Source organism: Bradyrhizobium huanghuaihaiense (genome assembly GCF_025200885.1).
GTDB lineage: Bacteria > Pseudomonadota > Alphaproteobacteria > Rhizobiales > Xanthobacteraceae > Bradyrhizobium > Bradyrhizobium huanghuaihaiense.
Map to the genome: position 1 here is coordinate 7,312,888 of NZ_CP104172.1, position 18,872 is coordinate 7,331,759.

At 65.7% G+C, this 18,872-nt stretch carries 15 protein-coding genes and 1 pseudogene; 7 read left to right on the top strand and 9 right to left on the bottom strand.

Features of this window, described 5'->3' with window-relative positions:
- Positions 1-75: 75 nt before the first annotated feature.
- From hemC to N2603_RS34550, 3 genes are read right to left on the bottom strand one after another with little or no spacing between them, the layout of a single operon-like run.
- Positions 76-1,056: a hydroxymethylbilane synthase gene (hemC, locus tag N2603_RS34540; RefSeq protein ID WP_260385635.1), complete on the bottom strand. Its 981-nt coding sequence runs from the start codon at positions 1,054-1,056 to the stop codon at positions 76-78.
- A 24-nt stretch (positions 1,057-1,080) separates the two neighbouring features.
- Positions 1,081-2,706, bottom strand: coding sequence for a GMC family oxidoreductase (locus tag N2603_RS34545; protein ID WP_260385636.1), 1,626 nt, complete (start codon positions 2,704-2,706; stop codon positions 1,081-1,083).
- Between the two features lie 52 nt (positions 2,707-2,758).
- Positions 2,759-3,349, bottom strand: a complete 591-nt coding sequence (locus N2603_RS34550) for a TetR/AcrR family transcriptional regulator (protein ID WP_260385637.1) — start codon at positions 3,347-3,349, stop codon at positions 2,759-2,761.
- A 339-nt stretch (positions 3,350-3,688) separates the two neighbouring features.
- On the opposite strand from N2603_RS34550, the gene N2603_RS34555 reads away from it, so the two are divergent.
- Complete coding sequence (locus N2603_RS34555; RefSeq protein ID WP_260385638.1) at positions 3,689-4,054, top strand: nuclear transport factor 2 family protein; 366 nt, start codon at positions 3,689-3,691, stop codon at positions 4,052-4,054.
- A 65-nt stretch (positions 4,055-4,119) separates the two neighbouring features.
- Here N2603_RS34555 and N2603_RS34560 read toward each other — a convergent pair whose 3' ends face one another.
- Positions 4,120-4,599 carry a MarR family winged helix-turn-helix transcriptional regulator gene (locus N2603_RS34560; RefSeq protein WP_482151226.1) on the bottom strand — a complete coding sequence of 160 codons (480 nt, stop codon included), beginning with the start codon at positions 4,597-4,599 and terminating at the stop codon, positions 4,120-4,122.
- A gap of 50 nt (positions 4,600-4,649) precedes the next feature.
- Here N2603_RS34560 and N2603_RS34565 point away from each other — a divergent pair.
- The 3 genes and pseudogenes from N2603_RS34565 to N2603_RS34575 all read left to right on the top strand — a co-directional run bounded on the left by N2603_RS34565 (position 4,650) and on the right by N2603_RS34575 (position 9,304).
- Positions 4,650-6,145 (top strand): annotated as a pseudogene (locus N2603_RS34565) (FAD-dependent oxidoreductase).
- Positions 6,146-6,432: 287 nt separating this feature from the next.
- On the top strand, positions 6,433-8,394 hold the full coding sequence (locus N2603_RS34570; protein ID WP_260385639.1) for a putative bifunctional diguanylate cyclase/phosphodiesterase: 1,962 nt from the start codon (positions 6,433-6,435) through the stop codon (positions 8,392-8,394).
- A gap of 148 nt (positions 8,395-8,542) precedes the next feature.
- Positions 8,543-9,304, top strand: coding sequence for a cupin domain-containing protein (locus N2603_RS34575; protein WP_260385640.1), 762 nt, complete (start codon positions 8,543-8,545; stop codon positions 9,302-9,304).
- A 65-nt stretch (positions 9,305-9,369) separates the two neighbouring features.
- Here N2603_RS34575 and N2603_RS34580 read toward each other — a convergent pair whose 3' ends face one another.
- From N2603_RS34580 to pgm, 4 genes are all read right to left on the bottom strand, one after another.
- Positions 9,370-10,350 (bottom strand): PDR/VanB family oxidoreductase, encoded by a 981-nt coding sequence (locus tag N2603_RS34580; protein WP_260385641.1) that lies wholly within the window; start codon positions 10,348-10,350, stop codon positions 9,370-9,372.
- A 10-nt stretch (positions 10,351-10,360) separates the two neighbouring features.
- Positions 10,361-11,113, bottom strand: a complete 753-nt coding sequence (locus N2603_RS34585) for a GntR family transcriptional regulator (RefSeq protein WP_260385642.1) — start codon at positions 11,111-11,113, stop codon at positions 10,361-10,363.
- Between the two features lie 4 nt (positions 11,114-11,117).
- The gene (locus tag N2603_RS34590) at positions 11,118-12,167 is read right to left on the bottom strand and encodes an aromatic ring-hydroxylating dioxygenase subunit alpha (protein ID WP_260385643.1); all 1,050 of its coding nucleotides are present in this window, start codon (positions 12,165-12,167) and stop codon (positions 11,118-11,120) included.
- Positions 12,168-12,496: 329 nt separating this feature from the next.
- Positions 12,497-14,143 (bottom strand): phosphoglucomutase (alpha-D-glucose-1,6-bisphosphate-dependent), encoded by a 1,647-nt coding sequence (gene pgm, locus N2603_RS34595; RefSeq protein WP_260385644.1) that lies wholly within the window; start codon positions 14,141-14,143, stop codon positions 12,497-12,499.
- A gap of 228 nt (positions 14,144-14,371) precedes the next feature.
- Between pgm and N2603_RS34600 the strand changes: the two genes are divergently transcribed.
- The gene (locus N2603_RS34600; protein ID WP_260385645.1) at positions 14,372-15,502 is read left to right on the top strand and encodes an alpha/beta hydrolase family protein; all 1,131 of its coding nucleotides are present in this window, start codon (positions 14,372-14,374) and stop codon (positions 15,500-15,502) included.
- Between the two features lie 3 nt (positions 15,503-15,505).
- Here the strand turns inward: N2603_RS34600 and N2603_RS34605 are convergent, their stop codons facing one another.
- Positions 15,506-16,321 (bottom strand): response regulator transcription factor, encoded by an 816-nt coding sequence (locus N2603_RS34605; RefSeq protein WP_026312371.1) that lies wholly within the window; start codon positions 16,319-16,321, stop codon positions 15,506-15,508.
- A 298-nt stretch (positions 16,322-16,619) separates the two neighbouring features.
- On the opposite strand from N2603_RS34605, the gene N2603_RS34610 reads away from it, so the two are divergent.
- Entirely contained in the window at positions 16,620-17,777 is a 1,158-nt protein-coding gene (locus N2603_RS34610) for an acyltransferase family protein (protein WP_260385646.1), read from the top strand.
- A gap of 244 nt (positions 17,778-18,021) precedes the next feature.
- The gene (locus tag N2603_RS34615) at positions 18,022-18,867 is read left to right on the top strand and encodes a Bug family tripartite tricarboxylate transporter substrate binding protein (protein ID WP_260385647.1); all 846 of its coding nucleotides are present in this window, start codon (positions 18,022-18,024) and stop codon (positions 18,865-18,867) included.
- The last annotated feature ends 5 nt before the right edge of the window (positions 18,868-18,872 follow it).

Genomic DNA, 18,872 nt, shown 5'->3' on the forward strand with positions numbered 1-18,872 from the left:
CAGAATCTTTCCACGGGTAGCAGTCTGGATTGCTTCGCTGCGCTCGCAATGACGACGGCGATGGCGGAAAGCGCCTCAGCGCGGCCGGCTGCGCTCGATGATCTCCGCCGCGCCCTTCGCCAGCAGATCGAGACCCACCGCGCGGCCGAGCTCGCGCGGGCGGTTGGCCGGCCCCGTGCGCGAGGCTTCGATGATGGTGTTGCCGGAGAGGTCGAGCACGGACGCGGTGAGCGACATCTGATCGCCCGCGATGGTCGAAAAACCCGCCACCGGCGAATTGCAGTGACCGTTGAGCACCCACAGCACCTCGCGCTCGGCATCGGCTGAGGCGTGCGCGGCAGCATCGTCGATCGACGACAGGATTTTTCGCGTCTGCCAGTCCTGCGCGGCGCATTCGACGGCGACGATGCCCTGCCCTGCCGCCGGCAGCATCTCCGCCGGCGTAAACTCGTAGGCGATGCGGCTGGCGAGTCCAACGCGATCGAGACCCGAGCGCGCCATGATCAGCGCATCCGCCGGCCCCACCGCGCCGCCATCGGGCAAGCGCTGCTTCTCGCCATTATCAAGCTTGCGTACGCGGGTGTCGGCCGCCCCGCGGAAGTGGATCACTTCGACATCGGGGAACAACCGCCGCGCATAGGCGGCCCGGCGCACCGCGTTGGTGCCGATCTTGAAACCTTTGCCGCGGGACTGGCGCAGCGCCTCCAGCGTCACGCCGTCGCGCAGCACCAGCGCATCGCTTGGCGGATCGCGCGACAGCGTGGCGCCGATGACGAGGCCGGGCGTGTCCTCGTTGCCCGGCATGTCCTTCAGCGAATGCATCGCCGCCTGCAATTCGCCCGACAACACGGCGGCGCGGATCTGTGCCACGAAGGCCCCGCCCTTGCCGCCATGCGGCAAGAGCTTGCTGGTCTGGTCGAGATCACCCGTGGTGTCGAACTTGACGATCTCGACATCGAGACCGGGCACGGCGGCAGTCAGGCGGCGCGCGATCTCTTCCGTCTGTGCCAGCGCCATCGCGCTCTTGCGGGTGCCGATCTTCAGTCGCGTAGCCAAGCCGTTGTCCTTTCGAGCCGCAAATTAACGCGCATCCTCCAATATCATGTCGGAGGCCTTTTCGGCGATCATGATGATCGGCGCGTTGGTGTTCCCCGAGACGAGGTCCGGCATGACCGAGCCGTCGACGACGCGGAGACCGTCGAGCCCCCTCACCTTCAGTCGCTGGTCCACCACCGCGAGCGCGTCGTTGCCCATACGACAGGTCGAGGTCGGATGGTAGATGGTGCTGCCGCGCTCGCGGCAATAATCCAGGATCTCGGCATCCGTGGATACCTTCGCCCCGGGATCGTACTCGCTGACCACGAACGGCTTCAGCGCCGGTGCGTTCAGGATCTTGCGCAGGATCTTGATGCCCTCGACGTTGGTGGTGCGGTCGGTCTCGGTCGACATGTAGTTGATGCGGATCTCCGGCGGTACGCTCGGGTCGGCGCTCTTGATGCGCAGGGAGCCGCGGCTCTCGGGCCGGAGCTGGCAGATCGAGGCGGTGAAGCCGGAAAAATCATGCAGCTTCTCGCCCATCTTGTCGGTCGAGAACGGCAGGAAGTGGACCTGGATGTCGGGCGAAGCGAGCCGCGGACTGGTCTTGAAGAATGCGCCCGCCGTGCCGGCCGCAATCGTCAGCCAGCCCTTGCGGAACAGCGCATAGCGTGCGCCGGCCATGGTGCGGCGGAGCGGATTGTTGACGGTGTCGTTCAGCGTGATCTTCTGCGAACAGCGCATCACGATGCGGACCTGCATGTGGTCCTGAAGGTCGTGGCCGACGCCCGGCGCGTCCAGCACCACGTCAATGCCATGCTTGCGCAGCAGATCGGCGGGACCGACACCGGAGAGCTGCAAGAGCTGCGGCGAGTTGTAGGCGCCGCTCGACAGCACGACCTCCTTCCGTGCCCGCGCGCGGCGCACGGTTGCGCCTTGCCTGTACTCGATGCCGACGGCGCGACGACCCTCGAACAGCACGCGCTGACCGAGCGCCTCAGTCTCGACCTTGAGATTGCCGCGCGTCCGCGCGGGGCCGAGATAGGCGACCGACGTCGAGGCGCGGCGGCCGTTGCGCGTCGTGGTCTGGAACAGGCCGACGCCTTCCTGCGTCGCGCCGTTGAAGTCGGGATTGTAGGGCAGACCGGTCTCGACCGCGGCGTCCATGAAGGCCTTCGACAGTGGATCGGTGACGATCATGTTGGAGACCGGCAGCGGACCACCGCTGCCGTGATACTGATCCGCACCGCGCGCCTGGTTCTCGGCCTTCTTGAAATAGGGCAGCACGTCGTCATAGCCCCAGCCGGTGTTGCCGAGCTGGCGCCAGCGGTCGTAGTCCTCGTGCTGGCCGCGGACATAGAGCAGGCCGTTGATCGAGCTCGAGCCGCCCAGCGTCTTGCCGCGCGGCTGGAACACCTGGCGGCCCTTCAACTCGGGCTCCGGCTCGGTCTGGTACATCCAGTTGACGGACTTCTCCTTGAACAGTTTTCCGTAGCCGAGCGGCACGTGGATCCAGATGTTGGAATCCTTCGGGCCGGCCTCGAGCAGGAGCACGCTGTGCTTGCCGTTCGCAGACAGGCGGTTGGCAAGCACGCAGCCGGCGGAACCGGCGCCGACGATGATGTAGTCGAATTCGGGATCGCTAGGTGCGAGAGAGGAATTTGCGTTCATGCGCTACTGTTCTTCTTGTTGGTGGGGCGTTTCCCGTTCGTCACTAGCACAATCATGCGCGCACGCGCAGCGCCTCGACCAGCGACTTGAACGCACGGGCATATTCCGCGCCCGCCCTTGCGATGTCGGCGCGTCCGGCGCAGGCGACCGCGGCCTCCGTGACCGCGCCGAGCAGCAGCCGCGCCAGCGGCTCGACCGGCTGCCGCGCGATCAGGCCGGCCTCCATTGCTGCGGAGAGCGCACGCGGCATCTTGCCGCCAAAATGCTGCGCGTCGATCTCGCGCCAGCGTTCCCAGCCGAGCACGGCGGGACCGTCGCGCAGGATGATCTGGCCGGTCGGCCCCTTGGCGGTCGCGGCAAAATAATGCTGGGTGCCTGCGACCATCGCGGCGAGCACGTCCTTCTCGGCCCGCACGGTGCGGTCGATCTCGGCGACGAGGTCGCGCGAGACCTGGTCGAACACGGCTTCGAACACCGCCTCCTTGGTCTTGAAGTGGTGATAGACCGCGCCCTTGGCGACGGAGGCGCCTTCGGCAATCTCGTCCATCGTGGTGGCGGCAAAGCCCTGCGTCCCGAACAGGCGGCGCGCCGCCGTCAGGATCGCCTCCGAAGTCGCCGCCCGCCGCTCCGCCTGTTTCGCCATGGGTCCTCGTCTGGAGCCGCGGGTGTTTGCTCAACCTCTCCCGCTTGCGGGAGAGGCACAGGCCGCCTTCGGCGGCCGTCCGCTTAGGAACGCCGAGGCGCCGCCTCGGCTATGGCGAAGCGCCGGGTGAGGGCTCTCTCCTCTTGGGGGTTCTTCATTGCGGAGACACCCCCACCCCAGCCCTCCCCGCAAGCGGGAAAGGGGGCCGACCTTCTTCGCGGACGCACCTCAATTTGATCAGGTGAAGCTCTAATCGAATTTGCCGCGAGCGGCCAGTTGACTTTTCGACTACCGGTCGGTATTTACCGACTATCAGTCGGTTTTAGTCGTGAGGTCGCCATGCCGAGCCGTGACATCGTCGAAGCTTTTGCGCAGCGACTGGAGGATGGGGACTTCGTCGGCGCGATAGAACAATTCTACACGCCGGATGCCGCCACCTATGAGAACAACGCTGCACCTACGGTCGGTCGCGACAAGCTCGTTGCCAAGGAGCGCGGCGTGCTGGCAGCCTCCAAGGAGGTCAAGGCGGTCCGCATCGGGCCAAGCATGATCGAGGGCGACCATGTCGCGACGCGCTGGAGTTTCAGCTTCACCAATGCTGAAGGTATCACGCGGACGCTGGACGAGATCGCATGGCAGACCTGGCAGGGCGACAAGCTGATCGAAGAACGATTCTATTACGACCCGAAGCAGCTGGGGCGCTGAGTAAAACGCTAGGTTTGCAAGCGCCCGATCAACACCCGCACCTGGCAGCGCTTTCGTGATCGATGTCAGCTTGGATCGCCAGATGCGATCATCGCGTCTGCGAGCTTGCGCATCAATCGCACGAGATGCTCGACATCCTGATCGTCCCAGCTCGCGAACATCCCGCCGACGATGCGTTCGCGTGCCCTGTCGACTGCGTCCGTCATGGCCTTGCCGCTCGGCGTGATGGTGGCTTCGCTGACGCGGCGATCCGCTTCGCTGGCATGGCGCTTCACCAGACCCAGGCTTTCCAGCTTCGCGACCTGCCGGCTCACCGTGGTGTAGTCTCGTCCCATCCGATCGGCGAGGTCGACGACGCCGATCGGACCCCGCCGCTCGATGCCGACGAGCAGCGGAAACAGGGCGCGATCGAGCGATATCCCGGCTTCGCGGATCATCATCTCATCGCCCTGCCGGCGGTTCATCACGCTGATGATGTCGATCAACGCCTCGTGAAGCGAACGCACCTGTTTTTTAATATGTGTATTTTGCACCCTTCTTGACACTCCGGCTGCCCTCCGCCTAATATGTGCATATTACACATATCGAGGGTCCCATGACAAAGCAATTCACGACCGACGTCCTGATCTCAGGCGCCGGCGCGGCCGGCCTGACGCTCGCCATCGAGCTCGCCCGGCGGGGCGTCTCCTTTCGGCTGATCGAGAAGAATGACGGTCCGTTTCACGGCTCCCGCGGCAAGGGAATCCAGCCGCGTACCCAGGAGATTTTCGAGGACCTCGGCATCCTCGACCGCATCGTCGCGGCCGGCGGCCCCTACCCGCCCCAGCGCGAATACCGCGACGACGGCAGCTTCATCGAATCCGAGGTCGCGGAGCACATCGCCCCGACACCGGCCGAGCCCTACCACATGGCGCTGATGATCCCGCAATTCCTGACCGAGGGGGTGATGCGCGAACGCCTGCGCGAGCTTGGGCAGCGGGTGGAGTTTGGCCGCGAACAGACCGGCTTCGAGCAGGACCTGGACGGTGTGACCGCGCACCTGTCAGGCAGGGGCGGCGAGGAGACCATCCGCGTGCGCTACCTCGTCGGCGCCGACGGCGGCCGCAGCTTCGTGCGTCATGCGCTCGCTATCGGCTTTCCGGGCAAGACGCTCGGCGTGCGCGCCATCGTCGCCGACGTCGTGCTGACGGGGCTGGACCGTGGCGCGTGGCATCGCTTCCACGACGGTGCGATGGATCGGCAGATGGCGCTGTGTCCGCTGGCCGGCACGGAGCTGTTTCAGTTGCAGGCGCCGATCCCGCTCGAAGGCGAGGTCGATCTGTCGGCCGAAGGGCTCTCGGCCATGATCGCCGAGCGCACCGGGCGTAGCGATATTCGCGTTCATGCCGTGTATTGGGCGTCGGCCTATCAGATGAATGCGCGTCTTGCCGATCGTTACCGGGACGGCCGCGCATTCCTGATCGGCGATGCCGCTCACATTCATCCCCCGACTGGTGGGCAAGGTCTCAATACCAGCGTGCAGGATGCCTACAATCTCGGCTGGAAGCTCGCCGCCGTGATCGGCGGGGCCCCCGCAGCTCTGCTCGACAGCTATCAAAGCGAACGCCGCCCGGTTGCCGCCGGCATGCTCGGCCTTGCCACAAAATTGCTGGATGCCGCCAAGCGTGGCGAGATGAGGCGCGGCCGCGAGGTGCAGCAGCTCGACATCGGCTATCCCGGCTCGCCGCTCGCGCTGGAGCAGCCGGAGCGCGAGTCTGGGCTGCTCGCGGGAGATCGTGCACCGGATGCGCCGCTGCGCGGCGCCGCCGGACAGCCGATGCGGCTGTTCGAGCTGCTCAAGGGGCCTCATTGGACGCTGCTTGGCTATCAAGCGAAACGCGACGCGCCGTGCAGGCGCGCAACGGGCTACACATCCACTGCGTCGGCCCGGATGGCGAACTCGTCGACGAAGGCCAGCACTTCCGCAGCGCCTACGCCGTCTCGCCCGGGGACTGGGTGTTGATACGTCCCGACGGCTACATCGGCGCCTTCGTTGGCTCGCAGCAAACCGATGCGCTCATGCGATTCCTGGACGAACAAGGCGTGGTCTGAAGAATCGCTCTGTTGCGATCCGAAGCAATCGGGGCGCTGAACGCCCCTTCCTGACACCGGTGTCATCGCCCGGCTCGACAGCGGAACTCGTGGCGAACATGTTCCTTCCGTTACAACCGTAACGCGACGCGCCGCAATTGTATCGATTTGTTATCGATACAAATGTTTCGGCACCTAGAAGTGATCGCAACACCAGCCGCCAGCGTGGATAATTCATAGTTCGTCAAAGGTTTGCGGAGAATTCTTCGGATCGAGCCGGACAAACGGCCCTGCTGCTAGGCTCTGGAATGCGGACTCAACTGACCAGCTATTTCGCGCGGCTGTTCGCCGGCGATCTGTCGGCGTTCGGCGGTCCCGCAACGGACGAGGCCGTGGCGGGCCACATCCGCGCCGAACAGATGTCGCTGGTGCTCGGCTATTCGGTCGGCATCATGCTTGCCAATGCCTGCAACGCCATGGTGCTGGCCATCGCGCTGTGGGCCTCGCCGGACCGGACGTTCGCCCTGATCTGGGCGGGCACGGTCGCCACTGCCGCGATCGCATTCGGCCTGCAATCCCACGGCGCACGGCGCATCACCAAGCCGCACTTCGTCTCGCAGCGCGCCATGCATCGGCTGGTGCGCAATGCCTTTCTGCTCGGGGCGGCCTGGGGCATCGTCCCGGTCGCCTTCTTCGCCAATGCCTCGACCGGCGGCCAGCTCGTCATCACCTGCCTGTGCTCGGGAATGCTGGCCGGCGGTGCGCTTGCTTTCGCCACGATCCCGATCGCGGCCATCGCCTTCACGGCCCCGATCTTCGTCGGCATCGCCATCTGCCTCGGCAGGAACGGCGACCTCGCCTTCCTGCTGATCGCCTTCCTCGTCGTGGTCTATGGCAGCGTGCTGCTGCGCGGCGTTTTCGTCAATTCGTTCTCGTTCGCGCGCCGCGTGATGCGGCAGATCGAGGCCGAGCGCACGGTGCGACAGGACCCGCTGACGCAACTGCCCAACCGCTTCGCCTTCAACGAGACGCTCGATGCCGCGCTGAAGCGCCTCGCGCTGTCGGGCGAGGAGTTCGCGGTGCTGCTGCTCGATCTCGATCGCTTCAAGGAGGTCAACGACAAGTTCGGCCATCCCGCCGGCGACGAATTTCTGGTGCAGGCCGCAAGCCGCCTGCAGCGCTGCACCCGCGCCGCCGAGCACGTCGCGCGCATCGGCGGCGACGAGTTCGCGCTGGTGATGGCCAATCTGGCGCGGCCCGAGGATGCACTCGAGATCGCCGAGCGCTTCGTTGCGGCCTTCGACGAGCCGTTCCAGATCGAGGGCCGCCAGATCGTCGGCGCGACCAGCGTCGGCATCGTGCTGGCCCCTCGCGACGGCAACATGGCGCTCGACCTCATGAAGAACGCGGACGCTGCACTCTATCGCGCCAAGAAGGCGGGACCGGGCACGGTCTGCTTCTTCGAGCAGGCCGACGACAGGCTGTCCCGCGACCGCAAGGCGCTGCAGTCGGACCTCGAGGGTGCCATCGCGCGCAACGAGCTGTTCCTGGTGTTTCAGCCGTTCCTCGATCTCGGGACCAACCGGATCACCGGTTTCGAGGCGCTGCTGCGCTGGCAGCATCCCTCGCGGGGCCTCGTGCCGCCGAGCGAGTTCATCGCCATCGCCGAGGAGACCGGGCTGATCCACGAGATCGGCGAATGGGTGATCCGGCGCGCCTGCGCGACGCTGGCGGACTGGCCCGAGGACATCAGGGTCGCCGTGAATTTCTCCGCGGCACAGTTTCACAACACGGCCATCCTCCAGACCATCGTGCAGGCCCTCGCCGATGCGAAAGTCTCGCCCAACCGGTTCGAGATCGAGATCACGGAATCGATGCTGCTGTCGAAATACGGCTCGGCCGCCTCGATCCTCAACGCGCTGCTGCAACTCGGCGTCACCGTGGCGCTCGACGATTTCGGCACCGGCTTCTCATCGCTGACTTACCTGCGCAAGCTGCCGTTCAGCCGCATCAAGATCGACCAGTCCTTCATTCGCGACATGCTGATGCAGCCGGACTGCGCCGCGATCGTGAAGTCGGTGATCTCGCTGGCGCGCGACCTCAACATCGCCGTGGTCGCCGAAGGCGTCGAGACCGCCGACCAGCTCGAATATCTGCGCCAGATCGCTTGCGACGAGGTGCAGGGCTATCTGATCAGCCGGCCGGTATCGGCCGATAACGTACTGGCGCTGCTGAATACGAAGAAGTACCGGGCGATCTACGCGGCGTAGACACGCTGCTCACAACCATCAGCCTGCGGGCGGGATGCGTCATTGACGCCCATCCATCCTCGACCAAAGCCGAATAGCACTGCGAGGTCTACGCGCCTAGATTGAACGCGTAAAGGCAGGTTGTCGGCGGGCAAGCAGGGGAGACCGCATGATGAGCAGCTTCCTTTGGCGCTTGTGGCAACGGCACAAGAAAAACTCGCGGGATAACGCGGAGCCAGCTTCGGACGGGGCGGCGTCGTCTTCCGAACAATTCGAAGGCAGGGATCGGCGACACCTGCTGCAAGCGCTGTCGGTCCTCGCGACCGGCAGTGCGCTGACTGGAATATCACACCCGGCCGAAGCAAGAGATTCGAGTGATTTGCCGCCGCCGAGACGCGCGCTGACCGGCCGCGATGAGGCCGGCAAGTCGGTGCTGACGTCTTTCGACGTGACGCCGAAGGTGGTCGAGATCGATGCAAATCCCGGACTGACTTTCTACGAGCTGTATATGACCGAGGGCGTACCGGAACTCACCGGCCGCGAGCCGGATCCGATGTTGAAGGGAACGAAAGCCTTTCCGGGTCCCGGAGGCACGATGTTTCGCCTCATCTCCTATCCGCCGAAGCGCCCCGAAGGCTGGAAGCCGCCGCCTGGTGTCACCTTCGAGAGCGGGCTCAGAGAAATGTCGGAAAAGATCCCTGCCATGGGAGATCATTTTGACCGCGCCGCTCCAGGGATGCACACATCGGACACCATCGACTACGGTGTCGTGGTTCGCGGCGAGATGACGCTGGAGCTGGACGACGGACAGAAAGTCCATTTGCGTCAGGGTGATTGCATCGTGCAGAACGGAACGCGCCATCGCTGGCGCAACCCGTTGCCCGAACCCTGTCTCATGGCCTTTATCTCGGTCGGCGGGAAGCGCGCCTGACGGAGGAGAGTCGGGAGACCGCGGTGCCTGGGCCGGCTTCCAGGCAGAGCGGCGCGACGAATTGATCAGACCGCGTCGGCCCGCAGCAGCGTGTCCACCGTGATGGTGCCGCGCGCGCGGGAGACGCAGGCGCAGATCTTCTGGTTGCTCTGTTTCTGATGGTCGCTGAAGAAGACGTCACGATGGTCGATCTCGCCGTCGACCTCGACCACGTCGATGGCGCAGAGGCCGCATTCTCCGCGCTTGCAGTCGTACATGACGTCGTGGCCGCTGGCGTTGAGCACGTCCAGCATCGAGCGTTCGCGCGGGATCTCGAGCTCGACGTTCGAGCCCTTCAACCGCACGCGAAAAGTTTCGGTCGGCAGCGTGCCGCTGGAGCCGAAGGTCTCGTAGCGGAGATCGGGCAGCGGATGGCCGGCGCCGATCCAGGCGTGACGCGCGGCATCGAGCATCCGCATCGGGCCGCAGAACAGCGCCAGCGCGCCTTGCGGAAGTGAAGCAAACAGCGCGTCGAGATCGAGCCGCCGGCCTTCATCGCTGGCATGGACGACCAGGCGCTCGCCGAGCATCGCGGCGAGATCGTCGAGATAGGCGGCCTCGCCGCGTGAGCGCACCGCATAGTGCAGGGTGACATCGGCGCCGCGCCGCGCCAGCGCCTGTGCCGCACCGAGGATCGGGGTGATGCCGATGCCGCCGGCGATCAGGCAATAGTTTTCCCGCGCCCAGTCCACCGCGAGCAGCGAGGCGGGCTGGGTGATGTCGAGCCGCGCACCCGCCTGCAAGGACCACATGTAGCGCGAGCCGCCGCGGGAATCATCAGTGCGACGCACCGCGATTCGAAGGCCCTGCGACGAAGCCTCGCCGACCAGCGAATAGGACCGCGTCTCCGGCAGGCCGTCGATGGTCACGCTGACATTGATGTGGCTGCCGACCGGATAGGCCGCGCCGTCGAACCGATCGGGGCGGATCAGGAATTCGCGGATGCCGGGGGCGAGATCGCGCGTCGAGACGAGCGTCGCCGGCGTCCAGGTTTCGATGAAGCGCATGGTGACTGCCTCAGTCGGTTGCGGTCTTGATCAGCGCGAGCGCCGGCAGGAGGTCGAGATGGGTCCGGTTGCGCAGCGCGAGCCTCAAGTTGCGAACCGCAAGCCGTGCATGCTCGCGCATGATGGCTTCGGCGCGCGCGCCTTCGCGGTTCTCGATCGCATCGATCACGACGCGATGATGCTCCTGCCCGATGATCAGGATCTGCTGCGCCTCGGGGAGCGCCGACTGCGCCATCACGAAGCCGCTTGGCGACGCGAACGGCAGTGCCGAGGCGCGGTCGATCTGCCGGATCAGCGGCGGGCTGCGCGACAATTCCGTGAGCACCGCGTGGAAGCGGGCGTTGAGCGTGACATAGGACGAGAAGGCCTCGATCGAGATCGGCACCTGGCTCAGCAGTTCGTCGATCGCGGCAAGGCATTCCTTCAGCGGCTCGAGCTCGCGCGCGGAGACGCCGCGCTCGGCGGCGAAGCGTGCGGCGAGGCCCTCCAGCGTGCCGCGCAGCTCGATGGAATCGGAGATGTCGCGCTCCGAAAACGCCTTCACCATGAAACCGCCGGAGGGGATCCCCTCCAGCAGGCCCTCCTCCTCCAGCCGCACCAAGGCCATGCGCACCGGCGTGCGCGAGGCACCTGTGGTCTCCACCGCCTGCAGCTCGGAGATGCGCTCGCCGGGGCGCAAGGAGCCCGACAGGATCTGGTCGCGCAGCGCGAGCTGCGCCTTCACGGTCTGCGACACGGAGCGGTCGACCTCACGCTCGGCCATGTCCCTACTCCGCGGCCTGAAGGCGCGGCGGCGGATTTTCCTTCGCCACCATCTTGTCGATCAGCTTGCGCGACCACATCGCGCCGGCGTCGATGTTGAGATTGTAGAAGACGCGATCCGGATTCTCGTCCATGGCGCGCTGTTGCGCTTCCAGGATCAGCTCGTCCTCGTGGAAGATGCCGGAGACACCCTCGCGGATCTCGGTGGTGATGCGCTGCTCGCCGATCTGGTAGTTGCGGACGAAGGACCAGAAGTAATGGCAGGTCTTCTCGGTCTCCGGCGTGATGGTGTTGAGCACGAAACCGTTGACGCCCTGCGAGCGGTCGCCTTCCGGCGCGCCGGTGCCTGTCGGCGCCACGCCGACGTCGATGGCGATGGTGCATGGCGCCTCGAAGCGGATGATCTGCCAGCGGTCGACGAGGCCGGACTTGCCGAGCTGCTTGGCCCAGAACGGCGGCGCCTCGATGCCGCGCATCCAGCGCGTCACCGTCACAGTCTTCTCGCCATGGGTGACGTCGAACGGCGCCTCGGCCACGGCATCGTTACCGATGGAGGAGCCGTGCACAAAAGTCTCGTGGGTGAGGTCCATGAGATTGTCGAGCACGAGACGGTAGTCGCAATTGACGTGGATGGTCTTGCCGTCGCCGGCCCAGGCCGGATCGTGATTCCAGTGCATGTCGGGCACGAGCGCGGGATCGGCCAGCGCAGGATCGCCCATCCAGAGCCAGATGTAGCGATGGCGCTCGACCACGGGATAGGCGCGCACGCAGGCCGATGGGTTGATGGTCTCCTGCGAGGGCATGAAGGTGCAGCGGCCCTGCGCGTTGTATTTCAGGCCGTGATAGCCGCAGACGACAGTGTCGCCCTCGAGCCGGCCCTTGGACAGCGGCACCAGGCGATGCCAGCAGGCATCCTCCAGCGCGGCCACCGAGCCGTCGGCCTTGCGGTACATCACGATGTGCTTGCCGCAGATCGTCCGCGGCAGCAGCGCCGGCTTCACATCCGCGTCCCAGGCGGCGGCGTACCAGGCATTCATGGGGAAGGGTTTTGTCACGGGCGATCTCCCACGGCTTATGTATGCGTTATGTATACAATAGCGGAGGGGTGGAAACGTTCAAGGGCAAAAATTGCTTATCTGGGTACCTTTATAGATCTTTATGTATACAAGTGAAACGACTATCTGCTCTCCGCGAAGGTGCGAATGACCGCATGCGGCGCTCTCTTACCCTCCCCTGGAGGGGGAGGGTCGATCGCGCGTAGCGCGAGCGGGGTGGGGTGAAGGTCTATCCTCATCGAATACTGCCCGTGTGGAGAGATCACCCCACCCCGGCGCTTCGCGCCGACCCTCCCCCTCCAGGGGAGGGTAAGAGGCGCCCGCGTCAGCTACGCCGCGAACACCTTCGCCAGCCCGGCCTGAGCCTCTTCCTGAATCCGCTTCAGGTGCTCGGTGCTGCGGAAGCTTTCTGCATAGATCTTGTAGACGTCCTCGGTCCCCGACGGCCGCGCGGCGAACCAGCCGAAATCGGTTTCGACCTTGATGCCGCCGAACGGCTGGCCGTTGCCGGGCGCCTTGCTCAGCGTCGCGCGAACCGGATCGCCGGCGAGATCCCTGAGGCCGAGCTGCTCGGGGGTGACGGATTTGAGGATGTTCTTCTGCGGTGTCGTGGCGGCAACGTCGATGCGTGCATAGTGCGGCACGCCGAGCTCGGCGGTGAGATCGCCAAACAGCTGGCTGGGATCGCGGCCGGTCTTGGCCATGATCTCGGCGGCGAGCAGGCCGAGGATGATGCCGTCCTTGTCGGTGGTCCACACCGTGCCGTCGCGGCGCAGGAACGAGGCCCCTGCACTCTCCTCGCCGCCGAAGCCGAAGCCGCCGCCGACGAGGCCGTCGACGAACCATTTGAAGCCGACCGGCGTCTCCACCAGCTTGCGGCCGAGTTTTTTCGCGACGCGGTCGATGATCGAGCTCGATACCACGGTCTTGCCGATCGCAGCACTCTTGCCCCAGTCCGGGCGGTGCGCGAACAGATAGGAGATCGCGGTCGCCAGATAATGGTTCGGATTCATCAGGCCGCCGGTGCGCGTGACGATGCCGTGGCGGTCGGCGTCGGTGTCGTTGGCAAAGGCGACGTCGAAACGGTCGCGCATCCCGATCAGGCTCGCCATCGCGTAAGGCGAAGAGCAGTCCATGCGGATCTTGCCGTCCCAGTCCGCGGTCATGAAGCGGAAGGTCGGGTCGATCGCTTCGTTCACGACCGTGGCGTTGAGGCCGTAGCGGTCGATGATCGGATGCCAATAATGCACGGCGGCGCCGCCGAGCGGATCGATGCCGATCTTGATGCCGGCGGATTTGACTAGGTCGAGATCTACGACTTTGCCGAGATCGGCGACGTAGGGCGTGATGAAGTCGTAAGGATGCACGTTCGCGGCCTTGCGCGCCCTGGCGTAGTCGATGCGCTTCACGCCCTTGAGGCCGTCCGCGAGATAGGCGTTGGCGCGCTTCTCGACCACGCCGGTCACGTCGGTGTCGGCCGGGCCGCCATGCGGCGGATTGTATTTGTAGCCGCCGTCCTCGGGCGGATTGTGCGAGGGCGTGATGACGACACCGTCGGCAAGGCCGCTGCTGCGGCCCTTGTTGTAGGTCAGGATCGCGTGCGAGATCACGGGCGTCGGCGTGTAGCCGCCGTCCTTGTCGATCATGATGTCGACGCCGTTGGCGGCGAACACCTCGACGGCGCTGACCAGCGCCGGCTCGGCCAGCGCATGGGTGTCGATGCCGATGAAGAGCGGGCCGGTCAGCCCCTTCTCCTTGCGGTAGTCACAAATCGCCTGCGTGGTCGCAAGGATGTGACCCTCATTGAAAGTGTTCTTGAACGAGGTGCCGCGGTGGCCGGAGGTGCCGAACGCCACCCGCTGCGCCGGATCCGCAACATCGGGCTTGCCCGCAAAATAGGCCGTCACCAGCCTTGGAATGTTGGTGAGCGCGTCCGGCGAGACCTGCTTGCCCGCCGCGGGATGAACATCAGCCACTGAATGATCCTCGTCTTCGTGAGTGCGGGACACCATAGCATCGGCCGGGCCGCCGCCAAATGCACAACACGCGCGAGGGGGAAGGCGTTCCGTGGGAGGTCGGCGAAGGTGCAGTAGCCCGCATGAGCGAAGCGACATGCGGGACCAGCCGTCCCGGATGTCGCTTCGCTCATCCGGGCTACGGGATCGTGCTATGCTCGCCGCCATCGCCGCCTTCCGAATCGTCCCATGATCCCTTGCAAGCTGATCCTGCTGATCGCCGGCCTTGTCATGGCCGGCATGCCGGCGCGTGCCGCCGAGTTCTACACCGAGGATCTGCGCATCCCGATGGCGGAGGCGGGACCGCAGGGGCTGGAGGCGTTCCTGGTTCGCCCCGCGGGGACGAAGCGCTATCCGCTGGCGCTGCTCAGCCACGGCTCGCCGCGCAAGTTCGAAGATCGCGCGACGATGTCGGCGCACAAATATTACGGCATCGCGCTGGAATATGCCCGGCGCGGCTTTGCCGCGCTGATCGTGATGCGGCGCGGCTACGGCACATCACCCGGCGGCCGCGTCGACAGCGTCGGCGGCTGCGCCAATGCCGCCTATTTGCCGGCGGCGGCGGTTGCGGTCGCGGACTTGCGCGCGGCGATCGACGCGATGGCACGGCGGGCCGACGTCACGACATCGGGCATGATCGCGGCCGGCCATTCCGCCGGCGGGCTCGCCACCGTCGCGCTGACCGCGCAGGCACCAAGCGGCCTCGTCGCCGCGATCAGCTTCGCCGGCGGCCGCGGCTCGCGCGACGACGACGACGTCTGCAACGAGGATGGGCTGGTGCAGGCCTTCGCCAGCTTCGGCAAGACCTCGCGCGTGCCGATGCTGTGGGTCTATGCGACCAACGACAATTTCTTCGGTCCCGATCTCGCGCGCCGGCTCTATGACGGGTTTCGCGGCAACGGCGGCACCGCAAAATTCGTCGCAGCGCCGGCCTACGGCGACGATGGACACTATCTCTATTCCGTGGCCGGCCGCCCGCAATGGACGCCCTATGTGGACACGTTCCTGCGCGAGCGCGGGCTGAACCACGACATGCTGAGCCCGCCTGATCCGCTGCCGCCGCCGGGCCAGCTCAACGAGGCTGCGCGCGCCGAGTTCGCGCGCTATCTCGCCAGCACGCTGCCGCACAAGGCGTTCGCGGTGTCGCCGAACGGCGGCTATGGCTGGCGTTCCGGGCGCACGACCGTTGACGAGGCCCAGCGCGATTCGCTCGCCGCCTGCCTGAAATGGTCGCCGACCTGCACGCTCTATGCGGTCGACGACCGGCTGGCCGGGCCTGCGCAGAAGACATCGACGGACCAGAGCGCCCGCGCGCGATAGCGGCTAGGGCCGTTCGCTGAGCGCGAGCTTGTAGCCGACGCCGGTGACGGTCGCGATGACGGGCGTGCCGCTGCCGACGAGCTTGCGGCGCAGCCGCGCCACCAGCGCATCGACGGTGCGGATGTCGACCTCGGCCTGGCGGTTGCTGACGACCTCGATCAGATAGTCGCGGCTGAGCGGCCGGCCGTCGGCGCCGACGAGCGCGGCGAGCAGGTCGAATTCGGCGCGCGTCAGCGCCACGGGCTTGCCGTCCGCGCCGAGCAGCTCGCGCCGCGTCAGATCGATGATCCAGTCGCCGAAGGCGATCGAATTGTGGTTGCGCGCCGCCTTGCGGTCGATCGAGCGCCGCCGCAGCACGCTGCGCGCACGCGCGAGCAGGTCGCGCAAATTGATCGGCTTGGTGACGTAATGATCGCCCGCGATCTCGAGGCCGAGGATGCGATCCACATCGGTGTCGCGACGGGTCACGAAGATGATGCCCGCATTGCTGGTCGCCTGGATCTCCTTGGCGAGCTCGAAACCGTCGCCGTCGGGCAGCTGCACGTCGAGGAAGACGAGATCGGTGCGCGAGCGCAGCGCCTGGCGGCACTCCGCAACGGAGCCGGCGCCGACCACGTCGAAATTGTTGTCGTTGAAATAGCCGACCAGCATGGTCCGCGTTACCGGATCGTCTTCGACCACGATCAGCCGCTCACGGCCTGCGGGACGCAAGTCCTGACGTGCGGAATCAGCCACGATGTTGGATGTCCTGTGTGCGGGCGCCCCGGCCTGAAAAGTCACGCCGTCGCGCAACGCATTGTCTTGTGAACGTACATTCACAGCTGGTTCGAGCCCCCGAAATTGCCTGCCGAATATTAGGCGTGTTGTGCAGCCCAAACAATATTGGTCACAGTGTTGGCGTATTAAGTATGAATTGCCCCACACTTCTCATCCGATGCATCATTAAGCCGACAGGGCTCGCGCCGGCGCCCCGCGGTGCCAGCTCGACATCGCCAATCCCGTACATCCGCTTACGGATTCAACCGCCGGTTAACGTAAAGAAAGCCTTCGGCTTCGGGAAAGCCGGCCGGGCCTCTATGGTCCCGCCGGCAGATGGAAAACCGAAGGAGCAGGCGTGATGCAGGGGCAGTCCCGGCCGGTTGCCGGTCGAACCGAGAAAGCCGCAGCGCCCTTCGGCCGTTCGCACAGCCTCGACTTCCTGCGCGGTCTTGCCATCGTCGGCGTGATGGCGATCCACGTTTCCCAATCTTTTCCATCGAACATCCGTGCCGTCGACTTCGCCTTCATGTGCGGCTGGACCGGCGTCAACGTGTTCTACTTCGTCAGCGCCATGACGATGTGCCTGATGTGGACGCAGCGCACGGAGACGAACCCGACGCGCAAGTTCTACATCCGCCGCTTCTTGCGCATCGCGCCGCTGTTCTGGCTCGCGATCCCGCTCTATCTCGCCGTCAACGGCACGGGCCCGAGCACTAACGCGCCCAATGGCATCGGGCCGCTCCAGGTGATCCTGACCGCAACGTTCCTGCACGGCTTCTGGCCGGACAGCGTCAACAGCGTCGTGCCGGGCGACTGGTCGATCGCCGCGGAGATGACGTTTTATCTCCTCTTCCCGTTCCTGATCACCGCGTTCGGCGCGCGCCGCCACCTCTATCTCGGGCTGGCGATCGTGCTGCATCTCGTCAATGTCTGCCTGTTCAAGCCGTACGCCTTTGCGCTGTTCTCCGCCTATTACGGGCCGGGCAACGAAGCCTTCGTCTGGAACGCGCTGCATATCAGCTTCCTGAACCAGCTTCCGGTCTTCCTCGTCGGCTGCGCGCTGTTCTTCGCGCTGCGCGACGGCTTCGCCAAATCGGATGCCGCGATCTTCGCCCTCTTCATCGTGCTGTCCTTCATCGCCGATCGCGCCACCGATTCACATGAGTTCAACTATCTGATGATCAACCTCGTGCTGGGCGCGCTGGTTGCCGGCTGCATTCGCCTGACGATCCGCTGGTCGCCGATCGAGGCGCTCGGCCGCAATTCCTATTCGATGTACCTGTCGCACTTCGCGGTGATCTACGGCCTGCGCCAGGTCTGGCCGCTCGCTGACGGGCTGGTCTCGCTGCTCATCGCCTATGCCGTCACCGCCGCGCTCAGCTACCTCGTCGCGCGCGCGACTTGGCAGCTGGTCGAACGGCGCGCGCAGGATCTCGCGCACCGCCTGACCTCCCCGGCGTCAAGCCGGCCAGCCATCGGCCCCAACATCGCGGCCACGGCGACCGGCATGCGCTGAGCGCCCCGCTCCACCTCGCCGATGCGGCTTGCCTCGCCGCCGGCTTCGAATCTACTGTGCGCCCCGAAACAATGCGGTTTCTCGGGGCACAATGAGCATCAGCACACGACGCGCAACGCGGCGCGCAATTCTTGGGACCGTCGGCGGAGCCGCCGCCGCGCTTGCCACCCGCGCCCGCGCACAGACCTCGGAGAGGACCACCAGGATCGTCGTAGGCTTCCCCGCGGGAGGCGGACTTGATGCGATGAGCCGCATCATTGCCGACAGACTGCGCTCGCAGACCGGCACAGCCGCCATCGTCGAGAACAAGCCGGGCGCGGCTGGCCGCATCGCCGCCGAGGCGGTGGTCCGGTCCGAGCCTGATGGCTCGACGCTGTTGTCTGCGCCGATCGTCGCGACCGCGTTCTATCCGTTCATCTTCAAGTCCCTGCCGTTCGATCCGCTGGTCGATCTCGCGCCCATCAGCAGGTTCTGCACGTTTCAATTCGCGCTCGCCGTCAACACCAAGCTACCCACCGCCAATCTTGCGGACTTCCTCACGTACGCGCGCGCCAACAAGGAGCGGGTGAATTTCGGCTCGCTCGGTGCAGGCACCCCCTCCCACTTCCTCGGCGTGATGCTGAACCAGGCCGCCGGCACCGAGATGGCTCACGTGCCCTATCGCGGCTCGGCGCCGGCCATCACGGATCTGCTCGGCGGCACGATCCAGGCAGCGTTCGACACCACCGCGAGCCTGATGGAGCAGTACAAGGCCGGCACGATCCGGCTGCTTGCAATCACCGGCGCAAACCGCTCGCCGCGCCTACCTGACGTCCCTACTTTCGCCGAGCTCAAGCTCGGCCTCGGCGCCATCGAGGCGGCGGATTTCTGGTATGGATTGTTCGCGACAGGCAAGACCCCCGAGCCGATCCTGGACAAGCTCAACGGCAATCTGCGCACCGCGCTGGCCGATCCCGCCGTGCAACAGTTGCTGTCCGCGCTCGACGTCGGCGTCGTCGCCGATACGCGCGCCGAGTTCGCCCGCATCATCAAGGCCGATTACGACCGCTGGGGCAGCGTGATAAAGTCGACCGGCTTCACGCTGGAGTAGGCGAA